This is a genomic window from Hydrogenophaga sp. IBVHS1 (genome assembly GCF_002127265.1).
In the GTDB taxonomy this organism is placed as follows: Bacteria; Pseudomonadota; Gammaproteobacteria; order Burkholderiales; family Burkholderiaceae_C; genus Hydrogenophaga.
The window spans coordinates 409,390-428,666 of the sequence record NZ_NFUU01000001.1 but is presented as its reverse complement, the minus strand read 5'-3'; the positions used below and the strand labels follow the sequence as shown (position 1 = coordinate 428,666).

The window sequence follows — 19,277 nt, the reverse complement described above, 5'->3', positions numbered from 1 at the left end:
TCCCTTCCCCTATTTACTGAATCCGGAGAATCAACATGGCAGCAAAAGACGTCATTTTCGGCGGCGAAGCCCGCGCACGCATGGTCGAGGGTGTGAACATCCTGGCCAACGCAGTCAAGGTCACCCTGGGCCCCAAGGGTCGCAACGTGGTGCTCGAGCGCTCGTTCGGCGCCCCCACGGTCACCAAGGATGGTGTGTCCGTGGCCAAGGAAATCGAACTGAAGGACAAGCTCCAGAACATGGGCGCCCAGATGGTCAAGGAAGTCGCTTCCAAGACCTCGGACAACGCCGGTGACGGCACCACCACCGCAACCGTGCTGGCCCAGGCGATCGTGCGCGAAGGCATGAAGTACGTGGCCGCCGGCATGAACCCGATGGACCTGAAGCGCGGCATTGACAAGGCTGTCACGGCCCTGGTCGCCGAGCTGAAGAAGGCATCCAAAGCCACCACCACCTCCAAGGAAATCGCTCAGGTCGGGTCCATTTCGGCCAACAGCGACGAAACCATCGGCAAGATCATTGCTGATGCGATGGACAAGGTTGGCAAGGAAGGCGTGATCACCGTCGAAGACGGCAAATCGCTGGAATCCGAACTTGAAGTCGTCGAAGGCATGCAATTCGACCGCGGCTACCTGTCGCCCTACTTCATCAACAATCCGGAAAAGCAATCCGCGATGCTGGACAACCCCTTCGTGCTGCTGTACGACAAGAAGGTCTCCAACATCCGCGACCTGCTGCCCACGCTGGAGCAAGTGGCCAAGGCCGGCCGTCCGCTGCTGATCATTGCCGAAGACGTCGAAGGCGAAGCCCTGGCGACGCTGGTGGTCAACACCATCCGTGGCATTCTGAAGGTCGTGGCTGTCAAGGCCCCTGGCTTCGGTGATCGCCGCAAGGCCATGCTGGAAGACATCGCCATCCTGACCGGCGGCAAGGTGATTGCTGAAGAAGTCGGCATGACGCTGGAAAAAGTGACGCTGGCCGATCTGGGCCAGGCCAAGCGCATCGAAGTGAGCAAGGAAAACACCATCATCATCGACGGTGCTGGTGCCGCTGCCGACATCGAAGCCCGTGTGAAGCAAGTGCGCGTGCAGATCGAAGAAGCGACCAGCGACTACGACCGCGAGAAGCTGCAAGAGCGTGTGGCCAAGCTGGCCGGCGGCGTTGCGCTGATCAAGGTTGGCGCAGCCACCGAAGTCGAAATGAAGGAAAAGAAGGCACGCGTGGAAGACGCGCTGCACGCCACGCGCGCTGCGGTGGAAGAAGGCATCGTGGCCGGTGGTGGCGTGGCGCTGCTGCGCGCCCGTCAGGCTGCTGGCACCATCAAGGGCGACAACGCCGACCAGGAAGCTGGCATCAAACTGGTGCTGAAGGCTGTGGAAGCGCCTCTGCGCGAGATCGTGGCCAACGCCGGTGGCGAGCCTTCGGTGGTGGTCAATGCCATCCTGGCTGGCAAGGGCAACTACGGCTTCAACGCCGCCAACGACACCTACGGCGACATGATCGAAATGGGCATCCTGGACCCGACCAAGGTGACGCGCACTGCACTGCAGAACGCTGCATCCGTCGCTTCGCTGATGCTGACCACCGAGTGCATGGTGGCCGAATCGCCGAAGGACGAAGCTCCTGCTGGCGGCATGGGCGGCGGCATGGGCGGCATGGGTGATATGGGCGGCATGGGCATGTAATCGCGCCCTGCCTCCAGAAGGCAAAAAGCCCCGCAATTGCTTGCGGGGCTTTTTTTCGTCTGCGATTCCCAACTATTTCATCATGGCTTCCAGCTTGATGGTGTCGGCGACGAACGCTCGGATTCCTTCCGCCAGCTTCTCGGTCGCCATGGCGTCTTCATTGAGGGCAAAACGGAAACCGGCTTCGTCGTAGGTCACGAAGGGAATGTCCAGGTCTTTGGCCGCGCTGGCGTTGAGTGCGCGCTTCAAGGGAGCCTCGTTGCCGGCGAGCTGGGCCAGCAGATCGGGGCTGATGGTGAGCAGGTCGCAGCCAGCCAGCGCGGTGATCTGTCCGACGTTTCGAAAGCTCGCCCCCATCACTTCGGTGGCGATGCCGTGCTTCTTGTAAAACTCGTAGATGCTCCGCACGGAGCGAACGCCGGGGTCGTTGGCGCCGGCCATGGCCGCCTCATCCCACTGGGCGCCGGCGCTTTTCTTGTACCAGTCGTAGATGCGGCCCACGAAGGGCGAGATCAGCTGCACCTTTGCCTGCCCGCAGGCTACGGCCTGGGCAAACGAAAACAGCAGCGTGAGGTTGGTGTGAATGCCTTCGCGTTCCAGCCGGGCGGCGGCCTGGATGCCTTCCCAGGTGGAAGCAATCTTGATCAGCACGCGGTCCACATGCACGCCTTCGCCCTGGTAGAGGTCGATGATTCGGCGCGCTCGCGTCAAGGTCGCTTCGGTGTCAAAACTCAGGCGGGCGTCGACTTCGGTGGAGACCCGGCCGGGGATCAGGCTCAGGATTTCGCAGCCGAAGCGCACCAGCAGCCGGTTCATCACCTCATCGGGCCCTTGCCCGCCATAACGAGACACCGCGTCCTGCAACAGATGCGCGTACTCGGGCTTCTGCACCGCCTTGAGAATCAGCGACGGGTTGGTGGTGGCGTCCTGGGGCGTGTAGGCGGCAATCTGCTTGAAATCGCCGGTATCGGCCACGACGGTGGTGAATTGTTTGAGAGCTTCGAGCTGGTTCATGCGCGAATTATCGACCCATCTCCGTAATAAAATTTCACCTTCTTATGTAACCAGGGTCCATCATGCTCGACCGGATCAAAGCCTCTCTGCCCTCACTGGCACCCGCCGAGCAACGCGTGGCCAAGCTGGTGCTCCTGGACCCACGCACGTTCGCCAGCCTGCCGGTGACCGAGCTTGCAGAGCGCGCCCACGTGAGCAAGCCCACGGTGGTGCGCTTCTGCCGCAGCATGGGCTACGACGGCCTGTCGGATTTCAAGCTCAAACTGGCCGGCACCGTGAGCGAGGGCGTGCCCTTCATTCACCGCAGCGTGGACGCGGACGACAAGACCAGTGACGTCCTGGTCAAGGTGATCGACAACACGGTCGCGGCCTTCCTGAAGTACCGCAATGATGCGTCCAGCCATGCCATCGAGAAGGCGGTGGACGCGCTGGTGGCGACCTACAAGAACCGAGGCCGCATCGAGTTCTACGGCGCGGGCAACTCGGGCATCGTGGCCCAGGATGCGCAGCACAAATTCTTCCGCCTGGGGATCAATGCCATTGCCTACAGCGACGGCCACATGCAGGTGATGAGCGCCTCGCTGCTCGGCCCGGGAGACTGCGTGGTGATCATCTCCAACTCCGGCCGCACGCGCGACCTGATGGATGCGGCCGACATTGCGCGCAAGCACGGCGCCACGGTGATCGTCATCACCACCAGCGGCTCACCGCTGGCGCAGAGCGGGCATATTCATTTGTCCGCCGACCACCCCGAAGGTTACGACCGCTACAGCCCCATGACCTCGCGTCTGATGCACCTGATGGTGATCGACGTGGTCGCCACCTGCCTGGCATTGCGCATCGGTGGGGCGAAGCTTCAGCCTCTGCTGAAGGAAATGAAGAACAACCTGCGCAGCAAGCGCTACACGTGACGGCCGCTAGATCCGTCCCTCTTCCACCGCGTGGCACGCGATGCGGATGCCGCCCAAGGTCAACAGGTTGGGCCGCTCGTTGCGGCAACGGTCGTTGGCATGCGGACAGCGCGGATTGAAGGCACAGCCACTGGGGGGATTCAACGGGTTCGGCACCTCGCCAGACACCGGAGTGCGGGCCCTGCCCGTGTCGTGCATCTTCGGGATCGCGTCCAGCAGCATGCGCGTGTAGGGGTGGCGCGGGCTGTCGAACAAGGTGTGCTTGGGCGCCAGTTCCACGAGGCGGCCGAGGTACATCACGCCCACCTGGTCGCTCACGTGGCGCACCACCGCGAGGTTGTGGCTGATGAAAAGGTAAGTGAGCCCGCGCTCGCGCTGCAGGTCTTTCATGATGTTGAGCACCTGCGCCTGCACGCTCACGTCCAGCGCCGAGGTGGGCTCGTCGCACACCAGGAATTCAGGTTGCGTGGCCAGGGCGCGGGCAATCGAGATGCGCTGGCGCTGCCCGCCGGAGAACTGGTGCGGATACTTCGGACCGTCCAGCGGCGAGAGTCCGACAGACCGCAGCAGGTCCGCAACCCGTTCCTTCAGCGCAGCGGGTTCCGTCTCAATTTCGTGTTCGCGCAGTGGCTCGGCAATGATGTCTTCAACGCGCCAGCGCGGGTTCAGACTGGCGTAGGGGTCCTGGAAAATCATCTGGATTCGGCGGCGCAGCTTGCGGCCTTCGGGGGTCTTGAACGCGGCATGCGCATCCTGGCCATCGAACTCGAAGCCGCCGCGCGTGGGCTCATAGAGGCCCACCAGCAGGCGCGCCACGGTGCTCTTGCCACAGCCGGATTCGCCCACCAGCGCCAGCGTCTGGCCGCGCGGGATGTCGAATGACACGCCGTCAACTGCCCGCAGCAGCAAGCGTGGCTGGCGCTCGATGACGCGGTTGAGCCAGGGTGCAGAGACGTCGAAGGTCTTGGCCAGATCGGTTGCCCGCACCAGCGGCGCAGCAGAGGCGGCCTCGTTGGTGGCGGCGGACACGGAAGCATGCGAGGCAGCCATCGCCGATTTGCTGGTTTGCGCCTGAACGGCCTTGTCGATCATGTCGCCGCTCATGCCGCCACCGCCTTGTCATGGGCATGAAGCCAGCAGGCAGCGCGCGTGGCGCCCGCGCTCAGCAGGTCCGGGCGCTGCGTGTGGCAGCGATCGAACACCTTCTCGCAGCGGGGGTTGTAGGCACAGCCTGAGGGAATGGCGTTCAGACGCGGCATGGCACCGTCGATCTGGTGCAGACGCTCGCGGTCTTCGCTCATGTCGGGGATGCAGGCCATCAGACCCTCGGTGTAGGGGTGGGCCGGGTGGTTGATGACCTCGTGCACCGGGCCGATCTCTGCCACGCGCCCGGCATACATCACGGCCACGCGGTCGCAGGTCTCGGCGATCACCCCCATGTCGTGCGTGATCAGCATCACCGCGGCACCGCGTTGTTTGCAGATGGTCTTGAGCAACGTGATGATCTGCGCCTGAATGGACACGTCCAGCGCGGTGGTGGGCTCGTCGGCCACGATGAGTTGCGGCTCGGCAGCCAGCGCCAGCGCAATCACCACGCGCTGCCGCATGCCACCTGAAAACTGGTGCGGGAAGTGGTCGATCCGCTGTTCAGCCGCAGGAATACCGGTGTCCTTGAGCAGGTCGATGGCCCGCTTGCGTGCCTCGGCCTGGCTCACCGGCAGGTGGGTGGTGATGGTCTCGATGAGCTGACGACCCACGGAGTACAACGGGTTGAGCGAGGTCAGCGGGTCCTGGAAGATGGCGCCGATCTTTCGCCCGCGCACCTTTCGCATGGCTTCCTGCGGCAGGTTGTCGATGCGCTCGCCCTGCAGCAGGATCTGCCCCGAGGCGATCCGCCCCGGTGGCTCCAGCAGGCCGATGATGGAGGCGCCGGTCAGCGACTTTCCAGCGCCGGACTCTCCCACCACACCCAGGATCTCGCCCGGAGCGATGTCGAAGGAGATGTCGTCGAGCGCGCGCAGCGTGCCGCGCCGGTTGGGGAATTCGACAACGAGGTTCTTGACTTGTAGAAGGGACATGTTCAGCGCAGTCTTGGGTTCAATGCATCGCGAAGCCAGTCGCCGAGCAGGTTCACGCTGAGTGCGATCAGCACCAACATGGCGCCCGGGAAGATGGTGATCCACCATTCCCCGGAGAACAAATAATCGTTGCCCACGCGGATGAGCGTGCCGAGCGAAGGCGAGGTGGGTGGTGCGCCCACGCCGAGGAAAGAAAGGGTGGCTTCGGTGATGATGGCCGTGGCCACCTGAATGGTGGCCAGCACCAGCACCGGGCCCATGACGTTGGGCAATACATGGCTGCGCATGATGCGAAGCGGTGCCACGCCGGTCACCCGAGCGGCCTGCACATATTCCTTGTTGCGCTCCACCAGCGTGGAGCCCCGCACAGTGCGTGCGTACTGGACCCAGCCGGTGAGCGTGATGGAGATGATGAGCACGCCAAATGCCAGCGTCTCGTGGGCATTCGGGAACAACGCCCTGCCCACACCGGCGATCAGCAGCGCAATGAGGATGGGCGGGAACGACAGCATCACATCGCACAGGCGCATGAGCAGGCCATCGACCCAGCCGCCCAGGAATCCCGCCAGAAGGCCGAAGGACACGCCAATCAACACCGACAGCAGCACCGAGGCCAGGCCGACCGCCAGCGAGATGCGCGCGCCGTACATGAGCGCCGAAAGAATGTCGCGCCCCTGGTCGTCGGTGCCGAGCAGGAATTTGGACGAGCCATCGGGGCTCCAGGCTGGCGGAAGGCGCGCGTTGGAAAGCTCCAGCGTGGCCAGATCGAAAGGGTTGTGCGGTGCGACCCAGGGGGCGAACACCGCACAGAAGATGCAGATGAACGCAATCACCGCCGCCACGATGGCCGTCGGAGAAGTGCGAAAGCTGTGGCCGACATCGCTGTCGAGGCCTCGTTTGAGAAGACTGATCACGTGGGGAACCTGGTTGGAATCATCACCACCGACAGGACATGGAACGCCTCGCGCCCCACGTCCTGCGGCGATTGCGCCGGATTACTTCACCGACATGTAGCGAAACGGCATGAAATTGTCGGCCAGCTGGACCAGCGTCACGTTGCTGGCCACGCCCCAGGCCAGGGCCTGCTGGTGCAGCGGCAGGTGGCCGATGTCGTCCGAGTGCAGCTTGAACGCTTCCTTGATCAGCGCATCGCGCTTGGGCTTGTCGGTTTCCGACTGGATCTTCAGCGTCAGTTCGTCGACCTTGGGGTTGCAATACGAACCCAGGTTGAACTGGCCGCTGCCCTTGTCGTCCACGCAACGCATCAGGGCGTTGAGGGCGTTGTGTGAGTCGTAGGTACCGGGCGTCCAGCCCAGCATGTAGAAGCTGGTGTCGCGCCGGAGGATTTTGGGGAAATAGGTACCCTTGGTTTCGGCCTGCAGGTTGATCTTTACACCCACGCGCGCGAGGCTGGCGGCCACGGCCTGGCAGATGGCGCCGTCGTTTACGTAACGATCGTTGGGGCAATTCAGCGCCACCTCGAAGCCATTGGGATAGCCTGCGTCGGCGAGCAGCTTCTTGGCCGCTTCGGGATCAAACGGGAGGCGCGTGTTCATGGCATCGTCGAAGCCGTTGATGCCGGGGCCGACCATGAGTGCGGTGGGCTTGGAGGCGCCGCGCATCACGGTGCGCTGGATGCCAGCGATGTCGATCGCCTGGTAGAACGCCTGGCGCACCCGCTTGTCCTTGAACGGGTTCTTGCCCTTGATGTTCGAGTACTGAAGCTCATCGCGCTTCTGGTCCATGCCCAGAAAGATGGTGCGCAGCTCGGGGCCCTGCATGACCTTGGTCTTGCCGCTGGCGTTGATGCGGGCCACGTCCTGCAGCGGCACTGGCTCGATCACGTCCACCTGGCCTGAAAGCAAGGCCGCCACGCGGGTGGAGTCATTGCCGATGGGCGTGTACTCGACGTTGATGACGTTGCCTTCGATCTTGCCCCAGTAGTTGCCATTGCGAACGAAGGCGGTCTTGATGTTGGGCTGGCGCTCGCGCAGACGGTAGGGGCCTGTGCCGTTGGCTCGGAACGACGCTGCGTTCTCGATGCCCTTGCGGCGGTCCACCGGCCGCGTGGCCTGGTTGTCCTCAGCCCACTTCTTGTTCATGATGAACAGCAGCGAGATCACATCGGGCAGGATGGGGAATGGTGCCTTGGTCTCGATCTCGATGACGGAGTCTCCGACCTTGCGCACTTCCTTGATGTCGTTGACGTAGCTCTTCATGTCCGAGCCATCGGCTCCGGCACGCTCGAAGCTGAACAGCACGTCGTCCGCGATGAAGGGGGCGCCATCGTGAAACTTTACGCCCTTGCGCAGTTCGAAGCGCCAGACCGTGGGCGAGGTCTGTTTCCAGCTGGTGGCCAGCCCGGGAGCGAGCTTCAGGTTGGCGTCGCGGCCCACGAGAGGTTCGTAGATGTTGCCCGTCACGCTGAGCTGCAGCGATTCGTTGAGCGAGTGCGGGTCCATCGACAGTGCATCGCCCTGGTTGCCGATGCGGATGGTTTGCGCGGACGCTGCGCCCATGGTGATCATGGCAGCAGTCACCAGGGTGGCTGCCAGGGTTTTCTTGAGTTTCATGCGTCGCTCCTTGTTGCGGTTGGGGTTGCGGAAATCGGTGAAATGTTCTGGGCAGGTGAATCGTCCGACAGGGGCATGCCGTGCTCGACCAGGCCTGCGTGCAAAGCAGCACCGAGGGGCAGCACCTCGTCGTTGAAGTCGTAGCGGCTGTTGTGCAGGAAGCACCCGCCCATGCCGCTTTCGGTGCCCTGACCCAGTCGCAGGTAGGCGCCTGGCTTGACCTGGAGCATGAAGGAGAAATCCTCCGCGCCCATGCTCGGGTCCATGTTTCGATCCACATGGTCGTGGCCAACAAGTCGTTGTGCCACGTCGCCTGCGAATCGGGCTTCGTCGCGGCTGTTGACGGTGGCCGGGTAGATGCGCTCGTAGTTCACATGCGCTGCAGCACCCAGGCCCAGCGCCACGCCGGAGCACACCTCATGCAGGCGCTTCTCCACCAGGTTCTGCACCTCGGGGTTGAAGGTGCGCACCGTGCCCACCAGCGTGGCTTTGCCCGGCATCACGCTGAAGGCGCCCATGTCGCCAGCCTGCATCGCGCACAGGCTGATGACGGCGCTGTCGATGGCGCGCACATTGCGCGAGACAATGCTCTGCACCGCCGTGATGATGTGGGCGGCGACCAGCACCGGGTCCACCGTCTGATAGGGGTGCGCGCCATGACCGCCCTTGCCGGTGATCTCGATGGTGATGCGGTCGGCGGAAGCCATCATCGGCCCGGGATTCACACCCACCATGCCAGGCTTCATCTGCGGCCAGTTGTGCATGCCATAGACCGACTGCACCGGAAAACGATCGAACAGGCCGTCTTCGATCATGGCCTTGGCGCCGGCAAAGCCTTCTTCGCCAGGCTGGAAGATCAGCACCGCTGTGCCGTCGAAATTTCGAGTCTCGGCGAGATAGCGCGCCGCGCCCACCAGCATCGTGGTGTGGCCGTCGTGTCCGCAGCCGTGCATCATGCCGGGCCGGGTGGAGCGCCAGGCAAAGTCGTTGTGTTCGGTCATGGGCAGGGCGTCCATGTCGGCACGCAGGCCGATCATCCGGCCACTGCCGGTCTTGCGGCCACGAATCACGGCCACCACGCCCGTCTTGCCAATGCCGGTGTGGATTTCATCCACACCACAGACCTTGAGGGACTCCACCACTCGGCTGGCGGTGTAGTGCTCTTCAAAGCCGATTTCGGGATGGGCGTGCAGATCGCGGCGCAGCGCGGTGAGCTCGGGATGGAAGGCAGCAATGTGCGCGAACGCGCGCCCATGGGCCTTGATGCGAGGAGCCAGCATGTCGTTGCGCGCGTTCAATGGCCACCTGCCTTTTCCACGCGAAGTCGGGGATCCACCGCGAAGTACAGCAAGTCGACCACCAGGTTGATGACCACGAAGATCAGTGCGATCAGGCAAAGATAGGCTGCCATCACCGGAATGTCGGCGAAGGTCACGGCCTGAATGAACAGCAGACCCATCCCCGGCCACTGGAACACCGTCTCGGTGATGATGGCGAAAGCGATGAGGCCACCGAGCTGCAAGCCCGTGATGGTCATCACCGGCACCAGCGTGTTTTTCAGTGCATGGCCGAAATGCACGGCCCGGTTGGTAAGGCCCCGTGCGCGCGCGAACTTGATGTAATCGGTGCGAAGCACCTCCAGCATTTCAGCGCGCACCAGCCGCATGATGAGCGTGAGCTGGAAGATGGCCAATGTGATCGCCGGCAGGGTGATGTGATGCCATCCTTTGGCACTGAGCAGGCCGGTGGTCCACCAGCCCACCTGGGTCACTTCGCCACGGCCGAAGCTGGGAAACCAGCCCAGGTTGACCGCGAAGCCGAGGATCAGCAGGATGCCGATCAGGAAGGTGGGCAGCGACACGCCGAGCAGGGAGACGGTCATGAACACCTGGCTCATGAATGTGCCGCGCCGCAAGGCCGCATACACGCCCATCGGAATGCCCACCGCGAGCGCCAGCACTGCCGCCACCATGGAGAGTTCCAGCGTTGCTGGAAAACGCTCGGCGATCAGACGCGAGACTTTCGCGCCCTGCCGCAGCGACAGACCGAACTCGCCCTGCACGGCGTTGGCCAGGAAATGCCAGAACTGAACGAAGAAGGGTTGGTCCAGGCCGAGATCGGCGCGCAGTTCACGGATCTGATCTGCGGTGGCGTCCTGCCCCAGCAAAAAGACCACGGGATCGCCCACGTACTGGAACAACATGAACGCGATCAGCGCCACGCTGACCATGACAACGACCGCTTGCGCGAGCCGTCGGAGAATGAATGCGAACATCTTGTTGGAAATGAAGAGAGGGTCGCCCCTGTCGGTGCGCGACCCTCGTCTGACTGTCTGAAATCAGTTTACCTTGATCAAACGCCAATCCAGGCGGTTGTCAGCGCGGTGCACCACATCGATGTTCTTCTTCATCGCCCAGGGGATGATCTGGTTGTGCAGAGGAATGTGGGCCACGTCTTCGTTCTGCAACGCCAGCGCCTCGGTCAGCAGGCGCGGACGGACAAACGGATCGGTCTCGGTCTTGGCGCGGTCGATGATCGCGTCCATCTTGGGGTTGCTGTAGCGGCCCACGTTGTAGTTGCCATCACCACCCGTGCCCAGTGTGCGCACCAATGACTGCAGGCTGTAGAGGGCATCGAAGGTCGGTACGCCCCAGCCCAGCATGTAGATGCTCGCCTCGAAGCGCTGGATCATCGGGAAGTAGGTGGCCAGCGGCAGCGTGCGCAGCTTGGCCTTCACGCCAATGCGAGCCCACATGGCGGTCACGGCCTGGCAGATCTGTTCGTCGTTGATGTAGCGGTTGTTCGGGCAAGCGAAATCAATCTCGAAGCCGTCTTTGTAGCCGGCATCGGCCAGCAGCTTCTGCGCAGCGGCCACATCGAAGGGATGGCGCTGATGCACCGCTTCGGTCCAACCCGCCACCTGCGGCGCCACCAGCGCACCCGTGGCCTGACCGAGACCACGCAGGCTTACGCGGGTGATGGCATTGATATCGATGGCCTGATAAAGCGCCTTGCGCACGCGCTGATCTTTCAGCGGGTTCTTGCCCTTGACGCTGCTGCCAGGCAGCTCGTCGCGGAACTGGTCCATGCCAAAGAAAATGGTGCGGTTCTCGACCCCGTCCATCACCTTCAGATTGCCGTCCTGGCGGATGCGGGGCAGATCCTGCGGGCTGGGGTCAAGCACGAAATCCACCTCGCCCGACAGCAACGCGGCCATGCGCGTGGCCACGGCCTTCACGGGGGTGTAGACGATCTCGGTCACATTGCCTTCAGCGGTGCCCCACCAGTTGGGGTTCTTCACCAGCACGATCTTCTGGTCGGGCTGCCATTCCTTCAGCATGAAGGGTCCGGTGCCGTTCGCATTGCGGTGGGCAAAGTTCTCGTCCTGCGTCTTGATGTCTTTGGGCGCGGTCGAGTTGTTCTTCTCGGCCCAGGCCTTGCTCATCATGCGCAACTCGGTCATCTGGTTGATGAGCACCGGGTTGGGACCACCGGTGATGATGTCGATGGTGTTGTTGTTCACCTTCGTCACCTTCGTGATTCCCTGGGTGTAAACCGTGAAGTTCGAGGTCTTGGTCATGGCGCGCTCGATGGAGAACACCGCATCGTCGGCCGTGAAAGGCGACCCATCATGAAACTTCACCCCATTGCGCAGCGTGATGCGCAACTGCGTGGGAGACACCTGCGTCCAGCCGCTGGCCAGCATGGGCTCGGGCTTGAAGGTGCGGCTGTTGTAGTAAACAAGCGACTCATAAACCGATGCGTGAACGCCGTTGGCCAAGGCGTTGTTCTGCGAATGGATGTCCCAGGTGGGAATGTCGCTGGCGCTGGTCCATTTGAAGGTCTTTGCCTGGACACCACCGACGCCCATCGCCATTGCGGCGCAAAGGAGTGCAAGTCGAAATTTCATTTGTTGACACCTAAATAAAATGAACATCTCGCAACTATGCAACAAACGTTCCCGCTCATGCACGGGACTAACCCCAACCGCGTGGTCAAAACGCACTGCAATGGTCACCTGGGTGTCGGTTTTCGGCTGGGCATGCATCGCTGCGGAGCACGCCTCACTCAACGGCTGGCGCTCAGTCGGCTGCACCTTCCAGGGTCAGCGTCCCGTACCAGGCGGTGAGTCCGCTCTGGGTGTTGTCGGTGTCGGTCATGAGCGCCACCGCGCGCAGCGGCCCAGGCTCCTCTCCGAACGCCAGAAGAAAGTCAGCCCGCACGTCGCGCACATGGTCGCGCCATTGACCCAGCCGTTCGGTGCCACTGTCGAGCACCAGTTTTCGGATGCGGTCTGTGCGCGGGTTCAACACCACACTGCCCGGCGCATCCCTCACGCTCCACACGTAGACCAGCGTGGCGTAGGGCAACTCCTCACCCGTGAAGAGACGGCTCATCTCCGACAGCCGATGCGCCTTCGGCGGCCAGCGCTGGCGATCTCCCTCGAACGCCAGCACCACCCGCACCGGTGAATCGGCCAGAGCCGCCTGGGTGAGATCCGCCTTGTCTGGAAGACCATCGACGCGCCATGAAAAGCTCAAGCGGCCCACGTGGCTCAAGGTCGGCTCGAAGCGCTGCCGCAAGATGCTGACCGAGCTGCTCGCCTTCACGCGCAGCGCCTGACGCTCCAGCACCGAGACCGGTTCAAATGGCGCAAACCGCTTGCCGGGAAACACAAAGGTTTCCCAGTCCGGCACCCGCGCTGGCGTCGTCAGGAGCAGGTTCGCCGCCGCCTTCAGCTTTGGCGGCGCCTTCACACTGGCGGAGTCGACAGCCAGGGTGTCGTCGGTCCCCGGAGCATCTTCGCGGGCCAGCGGCCCGACGCACCCGGCCAGCATGGCGGCCAGCAGCACCATTCCCCAACTCAGCTTGTTCGGTCGCATAGGTCCTCGGGCCAAGACACCTCTCCTGCTCGTTGCGCGAGTCTAAGGGGGCAAGCTTTTCATCCCGGTAAACACCCGGATGACAAATGAAAACAAAAGAATTACATTTTCGGCCGGATGTCGCTTTGCGGCACCCGCCTGCACCGATTCGGGTCTGTCACAAATACCTTCGGCCTGCAGGCGATTCAAAACCTGGTTCCCTTGTGGAGGAAATGCATGATCAAAAAAACCGTGGCCGCCCTGCTGGCCGTCTTTGCCCTCAACTGCTGGGCCGCCGTGGACGTCAACACGGCCACCGCAGCCGACCTGGACAGCATCAAGGGCATCGGGCCCGGCACGTCAGGGAAGATGCTCGATGCGCGCAAGGCATCGCCGTTCAAGAACTGGTCTGATCTGGTTGAGCGGGTGCCCGGCATTGGCGACAAGCGCGCCGGCAAACTCTCTGCCGAAGGGCTGACGGTGAATGGTGAGGCCTACAAGGCAGGCAGCACGGCAAGTGCCGCAGAGAAAAAGCCGACGAAGACCACAAAATAACCCCAGCCTGCTGTCACACAAAAAAAAGCCACCCGGTAAACCGGGTGGCTTTTTGCTGGTCGGTGTTCCGGGGAACGTCGATCAGAAGGTGTGGCGGATACCCACGGCGTACTGGTCCAGCTCTTTGGTCTTCACGCCAGCGGTCTTGCCGTCGCCGGTGGTGTAGCCAGCGTAAGCGGTGGTGCGCTTGGAAAGGCTGTAGGTTGCCACGATGCCGAAGGCGTCGCGCTTCTCGTCGCCCTTGGCGGCGTTGTCCTTGCCGCGGGCATAGCCTGCGCCCAGGGTCAGTGCGCTGCCCAGGGGCACGTCCACGCCGAAAGCGTAGTCGGTGGTCTTGAGGCCACCGGTCTGCTTCAGCTGACCGAACGAGCCGAGGAGCTTGGCCACGCCCAGGTCATAGGAAGCGCCCACGCGGGTGAACTTCGACTCGGTAGCGCCAGCGGTTTCTTCCTGGTAAGCCGCGCCGACATAGATCGGGCCGCCAGCGTACTTCAGGTGGAAGGCCGTGGTGTTTTCGTCGACCGCGTTGTTCTCGTCCAGCGCGTAAGACACAGCACCGCTGATGCCACCAAAGGTGGGCGAGCTGTACTTGAAGCCGTTGTTCGGGTTGGCAGAGTAGCTGGTGCTGCCGAAGGCGAAGTATTCAGGGCTGAAAGCCGAGTCGAAGCCGCTGAAAGAAGCGGCGCTGATGTCGTCGTAAGCAGACCACACCTTACCGGCAATGATCTGACCGAAGCCACCTTCAAAGCCCACGAACGACTGGCGATCGAACTTCAGGCCGCCGGCGGTACCGGTGTCCATGGCCAGGCCAGCTTCCAGGCCGAAGATGGCGGAAAGGCCACCACCGAGATCTTCCGTGCCCTTGAAGCCCAGACGGCTGGCCTGCAGGCCACCCGAGTCCAGCTTGGAGATGGAGCCAGCGCCATTGTCCACGCTGCCGACCCAGACGTCTGCGATACCGTAGATCGAGACGGAAGACTGGGCGCTGGCAGCGCCTGCAAACGCGCCAAGAACGGCCAAAGCAACTAGCGATTTTTTCATGTGATTTCCTTGGAGGTGGTTTAACGGGTATGGGTATCTCGACACAAACTCGATCTTAGGCACTGCGCTCGTTCAATTACAGGGTTATCCCCTACAACTTGATGAAAAGCCGTCAAATCGTTGCAGCCTGACAACATGCGATTTGATGCAGTGGATCAGCAAAATCCATACCAGTTTCACACGCGCTTCCTTTAGGAACGCCCATGAAAAAAGCCCACCGCTTGCGCAGTGGGCTTTTGATTCTTTGCTCGAAGCTGGCGTGAGCCAGCGACGTGCTTAGAAAGCGTGGCGAACGCCGACTTCGAGGCCGGTGGAGTTGCCGCTAGGCGTCACAGCTGCTGCATTGGGGGCCAGGCCCTTGGTGCCGCCGTTTTTGTTGGAAATACGCGAGAACGTGCCGTACAGAGCGGTGCGCTTGGACAGGTTGTAGTCGTAACCCACGGCGATCTGGTTGGCGTCCTGGTCACCAGCTGCTGCGTTGTAGTCAGAGCGGGTGTAAGAAGCCTTCAGGTTGCCCGGGCCCACAGGAGCGGTCACGCCCAGCAGGTAGTGGTTGACCTTGGCCGCGCCAAACTTGCCCTGGGTGTACTGAGCCATCGGCTTGGCAACGCCGAAGTCGTAGGAGATACCGAAGTTGGTGCGCTTGAACGACTCGGTGGCGATGCTGGAGCCTTCGGAAGCGGTGGCCAGAGCGGCGCTCAGGGGACCCGCAGCGTAGGTCAGGCGAACACCGGCGTACTCGTTCGGGTCATTCGCAGCAGCGGTTTCCTTGAAGGAATACATCACTTGCGCACCGAAACCACCCAGGTTAGGGGTGAAGTAGCTCAGGCTGTTGTTCGCGCGAACCAGGGTGGTGGCGCCGCTGCCCAGCACGGTGAACGTGTTGACAGAGCTGCCCACGCCGTTGGTGCCGAACGGATCGTACACGGTGTGGTTCCAGAAGGTCGGGGTGTAGTCACGGCCCAGACGAACTTCACCGAAACCGCCCATCAGGCTCACGGTGCTGCGACGCTGGAACTGCACGCCGGCAGGGGTGCCGGTGTCAGGGTTCAGGCCAGCTTCCAGCCAGAAGCCAGCGCTCATGCCACCACCGAGGTCTTCCACGCCACGGAAACCGAGGCGGCTGGAAGCGATACCGTCCTGGCTCATGGAGGTCAGGTTGTCGCCACCTTGGCGGACGTTGCGGATGTTCAGGTCAACGATACCGAACAGCGTGACGGAGGACTGGGCAAAAGCGGCGCCCGTAGCGGCCACGGCTGCCAGTGCAATCAGGGTCTTTTTCATTGAGGGTTTCTCCAAGGTTGAGTAAAGAGGCCGAAGGTCTTGAGCCGTCGAGCCAACCTCCGTTGAGGAAGCTGCGGTCATTGCACCAGAAGGGCTCTGCGGTTGCAAAAGTTTTGAAGCACAAAGGAACAATTCGTCGCCAGACAACAACGGAATTCCATTTTGGTGCAGTTGAATTACAAACAAAGTACTACATGCACCGAGTTGACGCATTTCGGCCACGAATCACATCATGCGCGGGATCGTCATCACAATTTCCCAGCCCGATGAGCCCTCAAGTTCCATGCGCTACAGTGCTTTTTTCACTCTCGCCACAGGACTTCAGATGGATGCATTGCTGAACGCCGCCGACTCTGCACTGAGAACTTTGTTCGTCACACCCCGCGCCTCGCGCGAGTGCCCGACCCTGCCCGAGCAGACGCCAGCGCCCGAACTGACCGAGGAGGAACGACGACTTTCAGGCGCGCTGATGCGCGTGAACCATGTCGGTGAGGTGTGCGCGCAGGCCTTGTACTCGGCCCAAGCCCTCGCCGCTCGCTGGCCACGTGGCGGTCGTCAGCCCGACGAAGCGCTGGCTCGGCAACTGGAGGTGGCTGGTCGGGAGGAAACGGATCATCTGGCGTGGACGCAGGCTCGCATGGACGAGCTGGGCGCGAAGCCCTCCCTGCTCAATCCGTTCTGGTACGCAGGCGCTTTCGGTCTGGGGCTGCTGGCGGGCCGCATGGGCCAGGGTGTGAGCCTGGGCTTTGTGGTGGAAACCGAACGCCAGGTGGAAGCCCACCTGGCCAGCCACATGGACCGGTTGCCCGTGGGCGATCAGGCTTCAAGGGCCATCGTGGCGCAAATGAGGGACGACGAAGCACGCCACGCGCGCGATGCGCAACACGCTGGAGGCATCGAACTGCCCGCCCCGATCAGGGGCCTCATGCGCGCAGCAGCCAGGGTGATGACCACCGTGGCGCACCGCATCTGAGTCTCAGGCCTCCAGCAAGTCAAAGCTGGTCGTGATCTCTGCGGTCTTGCCCAGCATGATGCTGGCCGAGCAGTATTTTTCGTGGCTCATGGCAATGGCCCGTTCCACCGCGCTGGCCGGGATGCCCTGGCCACTGACCGTGAAATGCATGTGGATCTTGGTGAACACCTTCGGATCCACCGGCGCGCGCTCGGTCACCAGCTTCACACTGCAACCGCGCACATCGTGACGTCCGCGTTTGAGGATGAGCACCACGTCGTAGGCTGTACAGCCGCCGGTACCGGCCAGCACGGTCTCCATCGGGCGCGCCGCCAGATTGGAGCCCCCATTGGCCGGCTTGTCGGCGTCGGGCGCGCCGTCCATCGTGATCACGTGGCCGCTTCCGGTTTCAGCCACAAAGCCCATGTGGGATCGGGTGCCGGCGGCGCCGGTCCAGGTGACGGTGCATTCCATGTCGGTACAGTCGTGAAGAATTGAACGGTATTGGGCCCGGCGCTCTAAAAAAGATAGAAAAGCAACAAGGGATGTTGCATCGCAGCATGGGATCGATATACTGGCGGCATTGTATTGAAGGTTGTCTCCTCTACCCTCCACGGGTGGATTCAAGCCCGGACCGGTTCTGCCAGTCCGGGCTTTTTTTGGCCTCTCAGACCTGCTGGCTATGATCGGCCTCGAGGAACACCATGCCAGCCCGAGTCAAAAAGCCCCCCCAAACCGCCAGCCTTTCGCCGCTCACCAACATGGGGCCGGCCGACTACCTCAAGAAGATCCTGACCGCTCGCGTCTATGACGTGGCAGTGGAATCAGCGCTGGAGCCCGCCAACGACCTGAGCCGCCGGCTGCACAACAAGGTGCTGCTCAAGCGCGAGGACCAGCAGCCCGTGTTCAGCTTCAAGCTGCGCGGGGCCTACAACAAGATGGCGCACCTGAGCGCAGAGCAATTGAAGAAGGGCGTGATCTGTGCTTCGGCGGGCAACCATGCACAAGGCGTGGCGCTCGGTGCTCGCAAACTGGGCTCGCGAGCGGTGATCGTGATGCCCACCACCACGCCGCAATTGAAGGTCGATGCGGTGCGTGGCTTCGGCGGCGAAGTGGTGCTGCACGGTGACAGCTACTCCGACGCCTACACGCACGCGGTCCAATTGCAGGCCAGCCAGGGCCTGACCTTCGTGCATCCCTTCGACGACCCGGACGTGATCGCCGGCCAGGGCACGATTGCGATGGAGATCCTGCGCCAGTTGCAGAGCCTGGGCTCGGACCACCTGGATGCGGTGTTCGTGGCCATCGGTGGTGGGGGCTTGATCTCGGGCGTGGCCAACTACATCAAGGCGGTGCGGCCGGAGATCAAGGTCATCGGCGTGCAGATGAACGATTCGGACGCGATGATGCAATCGGTGCAGGGTGGCTCGCGGGTAACGCTCGCCGACGTGGGACTTTTCGCCGACGGCACGGCGGTCAAGCTGGTGGGTGAAGAAACCTTTCGCATCGCCCGCGAACTGGTCGACGAGTTCATCACCGTGGACACCGACGCGGTGTGCGCCGCCATCAAGGATGTGTTCGTGGACACGCGCAGCATCGTCGAGCCGTCTGGCGCGCTTGCGGTGGCGGCCATCAAACAGTACGTTGCCACCAACAAGACGCGCGGGGAGACCTACGCCGCGATCCTGTGCGGCGCCAACATGAACTTCGACCGCCTGCGCTTCGTGGCCGAGCGCGCCGAAGTGGGCGAAGAGCGCGAAGCACTTTTCGCGGTGACCATCCCCGAGGAGCGCGGGAGCTTCCGCCGCTTCTGCGAAACCATCGGAGAACTGCCGGGTGGAGCGCGCAACGTGACCGAATTCAACTACCGCATTCACGATGGAAGCCAGGCCCATGTGTTCGTGGGCCTGACCACGCATGGCAAGGGCGAGTCCAGCCGAATTGCCACCAACCTCATCAAGCACGGATTCGAGACGCTCGACCTGACCCACGACGAGCTGGCCAAGGAGCACATTCGTCATATGGTGGGCGGTCATTCGCCACTGGCGCAGGACGAGCGGTTGCTGCGCTTCATCTTTCCTGAGCGACCCGGCGCGCTGCTGAAATTCCTGAGCCTCATGCGCCCGGGCTGGAACATCAGCCTTTTCCACTACCGCAACCAGGGCGCCGACTACGGCCGCATCCTGGTGGGCTTGCAGGTGCCCACCAAGGATCACAAAGCCTTTGACAAATTTCTCGAGACGCTGGGTTACCCCTACGTGGAAGAAACCGCGAACCCCGTGTACCGCCTTTTCCTGAAAAGCTGAACCGACAAGCGCACAT

At 62.5% G+C, this 19,277-nt stretch carries 17 protein-coding genes; 5 read left to right on the top strand and 12 right to left on the bottom strand.

Translation table 11 applies throughout. The annotated features are described in order from the left end of the window. Window positions 1–35 precede the first annotated feature (35 nt). A complete protein-coding gene (groL, locus tag CAP37_RS02125; protein ID WP_086122649.1) occupies window positions 36–1,685 on the top strand; it encodes a chaperonin GroEL in 1,650 nt (549 codons plus the stop codon). 72 nt (window positions 1,686–1,757) lie between these two features. Here groL and tal read toward each other — a convergent pair whose 3' ends face one another. Further along, a complete protein-coding gene (gene tal, locus CAP37_RS02120; RefSeq protein ID WP_086122648.1) occupies window positions 1,758–2,699 on the bottom strand; it encodes a transaldolase in 942 nt (313 codons plus the stop codon). Window positions 2,700–2,761: 62 nt separating this feature from the next. On the opposite strand from tal, the gene CAP37_RS02115 reads away from it, so the two are divergent. Then, complete coding sequence (locus CAP37_RS02115; protein WP_086122647.1) at window positions 2,762–3,610, top strand: MurR/RpiR family transcriptional regulator; 849 nt, start codon at window positions 2,762–2,764, stop codon at window positions 3,608–3,610. 6 nt (window positions 3,611–3,616) lie between these two features. Here the strand turns inward: CAP37_RS02115 and CAP37_RS02110 are convergent, their stop codons facing one another. The 8 genes from CAP37_RS02110 to CAP37_RS02075 form a co-directional block, all read right to left on the bottom strand. Next, on the bottom strand, window positions 3,617–4,660 hold the full coding sequence (locus CAP37_RS02110) for an ABC transporter ATP-binding protein (RefSeq protein ID WP_086124774.1): 1,044 nt from the start codon (window positions 4,658–4,660) through the stop codon (window positions 3,617–3,619). A 50-nt stretch (window positions 4,661–4,710) separates the two neighbouring features. After that, window positions 4,711–5,688, bottom strand: coding sequence for an ABC transporter ATP-binding protein (locus tag CAP37_RS02105; protein ID WP_086122646.1), 978 nt, complete (start codon window positions 5,686–5,688; stop codon window positions 4,711–4,713). A gap of 2 nt (window positions 5,689–5,690) precedes the next feature. After that, window positions 5,691–6,599, bottom strand: coding sequence for an ABC transporter permease (locus tag CAP37_RS02100; protein ID WP_373271085.1), 909 nt, complete (start codon window positions 6,597–6,599; stop codon window positions 5,691–5,693). An 84-nt stretch (window positions 6,600–6,683) separates the two neighbouring features. Further along, window positions 6,684–8,261 carry an ABC transporter substrate-binding protein gene (locus tag CAP37_RS02095; RefSeq protein ID WP_086122644.1) on the bottom strand — a complete coding sequence of 526 codons (1,578 nt, stop codon included), beginning with the start codon at window positions 8,259–8,261 and terminating at the stop codon, window positions 6,684–6,686. Continuing rightward, window positions 8,258–9,541 (bottom strand): M20 aminoacylase family protein, encoded by a 1,284-nt coding sequence (locus tag CAP37_RS02090; RefSeq protein ID WP_086124773.1) that lies wholly within the window; start codon window positions 9,539–9,541, stop codon window positions 8,258–8,260. Before CAP37_RS02090 ends, CAP37_RS02095 begins: the two co-directional genes overlap by 4 nt. A gap of 14 nt (window positions 9,542–9,555) precedes the next feature. After that, a complete protein-coding gene (locus tag CAP37_RS02085) occupies window positions 9,556–10,536 on the bottom strand; it encodes an ABC transporter permease (RefSeq protein WP_086122643.1) in 981 nt (326 codons plus the stop codon). Between the two features lie 63 nt (window positions 10,537–10,599). Continuing rightward, window positions 10,600–12,171, bottom strand: a complete 1,572-nt coding sequence (locus CAP37_RS02080; protein ID WP_086122642.1) for an ABC transporter substrate-binding protein — start codon at window positions 12,169–12,171, stop codon at window positions 10,600–10,602. A gap of 172 nt (window positions 12,172–12,343) precedes the next feature. Next, the gene (locus CAP37_RS02075; protein ID WP_143435866.1) at window positions 12,344–13,159 is read right to left on the bottom strand and encodes a DUF3047 domain-containing protein; all 816 of its coding nucleotides are present in this window, start codon (window positions 13,157–13,159) and stop codon (window positions 12,344–12,346) included. 201 nt (window positions 13,160–13,360) lie between these two features. Here CAP37_RS02075 and CAP37_RS02070 point away from each other — a divergent pair, with 201 nt between their 5' ends. Further along, entirely contained in the window at window positions 13,361–13,678 is a 318-nt protein-coding gene (locus tag CAP37_RS02070) for a helix-hairpin-helix domain-containing protein (RefSeq protein ID WP_086122640.1), read from the top strand. Between the two features lie 81 nt (window positions 13,679–13,759). On the opposite strand, the gene CAP37_RS02065 is transcribed toward CAP37_RS02070, so the two are convergent. Beyond that, on the bottom strand, window positions 13,760–14,719 hold the full coding sequence (locus tag CAP37_RS02065) for a porin (protein ID WP_086122639.1): 960 nt from the start codon (window positions 14,717–14,719) through the stop codon (window positions 13,760–13,762). Window positions 14,720–14,995: 276 nt separating this feature from the next. Next, window positions 14,996–16,003 (bottom strand): porin, encoded by a 1,008-nt coding sequence (locus tag CAP37_RS02060; RefSeq protein ID WP_086122638.1) that lies wholly within the window; start codon window positions 16,001–16,003, stop codon window positions 14,996–14,998. 325 nt (window positions 16,004–16,328) lie between these two features. Here CAP37_RS02060 and coq7 point away from each other — a divergent pair, with 325 nt between their 5' ends. Then, window positions 16,329–16,976, top strand: coding sequence for a 2-polyprenyl-3-methyl-6-methoxy-1,4-benzoquinone monooxygenase (coq7, locus tag CAP37_RS02055; RefSeq protein ID WP_086124772.1), 648 nt, complete (start codon window positions 16,329–16,331; stop codon window positions 16,974–16,976). Window positions 16,977–16,979: 3 nt separating this feature from the next. Here the strand turns inward: coq7 and CAP37_RS02050 are convergent, their stop codons facing one another. Beyond that, window positions 16,980–17,429, bottom strand: coding sequence for an OsmC family protein (locus CAP37_RS02050; RefSeq protein WP_086122637.1), 450 nt, complete (start codon window positions 17,427–17,429; stop codon window positions 16,980–16,982). Window positions 17,430–17,659: 230 nt separating this feature from the next. On the opposite strand from CAP37_RS02050, the gene ilvA reads away from it, so the two are divergent. Then, window positions 17,660–19,261, top strand: a complete 1,602-nt coding sequence (ilvA, locus tag CAP37_RS02045; protein ID WP_086122636.1) for a threonine ammonia-lyase, biosynthetic — start codon at window positions 17,660–17,662, stop codon at window positions 19,259–19,261. Window positions 19,262–19,277: the final 16 nt, after the last annotated feature.

Bases quoted from the DNA above. Each gene is read 5' to 3' on its own strand.
- CAP37_RS02095 (WP_086122644.1), bottom strand. From the start codon at position 8,261: ATGAAACTCAAGAAAACCCTGGCAGCCACCCTGGTGACTGCTGCCATG.
- CAP37_RS02090 (WP_086124773.1), bottom strand. From the start codon at position 9,541: ATGCTGGCTCCTCGCATCAAGGCCCATGGGCGCGCGTTCGCGCACATT.
- CAP37_RS02065 (WP_086122639.1), bottom strand. From the start codon at position 14,719: ATGAAAAAATCGCTAGTTGCTTTGGCCGTTCTTGGCGCGTTTGCAGGC.
- tal (WP_086122648.1), bottom strand. From the start codon at position 2,699: ATGAACCAGCTCGAAGCTCTCAAACAATTCACCACCGTCGTGGCCGAT.
- CAP37_RS02070 (WP_086122640.1), top strand. From the start codon at position 13,361: ATGATCAAAAAAACCGTGGCCGCCCTGCTGGCCGTCTTTGCCCTCAAC.
- groL (WP_086122649.1), top strand. From the start codon at position 36: ATGGCAGCAAAAGACGTCATTTTCGGCGGCGAAGCCCGCGCACGCATG.
- CAP37_RS02105 (WP_086122646.1), bottom strand. From the start codon at position 5,688: ATGTCCCTTCTACAAGTCAAGAACCTCGTTGTCGAATTCCCCAACCGG.
- CAP37_RS02115 (WP_086122647.1), top strand. From the start codon at position 2,762: ATGCTCGACCGGATCAAAGCCTCTCTGCCCTCACTGGCACCCGCCGAG.
- CAP37_RS02110 (WP_086124774.1), bottom strand. From the start codon at position 4,660: ATGGCTGCCTCGCATGCTTCCGTGTCCGCCGCCACCAACGAGGCCGCC.
- CAP37_RS02085 (WP_086122643.1), bottom strand. From the start codon at position 10,536: ATGTTCGCATTCATTCTCCGACGGCTCGCGCAAGCGGTCGTTGTCATG.
- CAP37_RS02060 (WP_086122638.1), bottom strand. From the start codon at position 16,003: ATGAAAAAGACCCTGATTGCACTGGCAGCCGTGGCCGCTACGGGCGCC.
- ilvA (WP_086122636.1), top strand. From the start codon at position 17,660: ATGCCAGCCCGAGTCAAAAAGCCCCCCCAAACCGCCAGCCTTTCGCCG.
- coq7 (WP_086124772.1), top strand. From the start codon at position 16,329: ATGGATGCATTGCTGAACGCCGCCGACTCTGCACTGAGAACTTTGTTC.
- CAP37_RS02080 (WP_086122642.1), bottom strand. From the start codon at position 12,171: ATGAAATTTCGACTTGCACTCCTTTGCGCCGCAATGGCGATGGGCGTC.
- CAP37_RS02050 (WP_086122637.1), bottom strand. From the start codon at position 17,429: ATGGAATGCACCGTCACCTGGACCGGCGCCGCCGGCACCCGATCCCAC.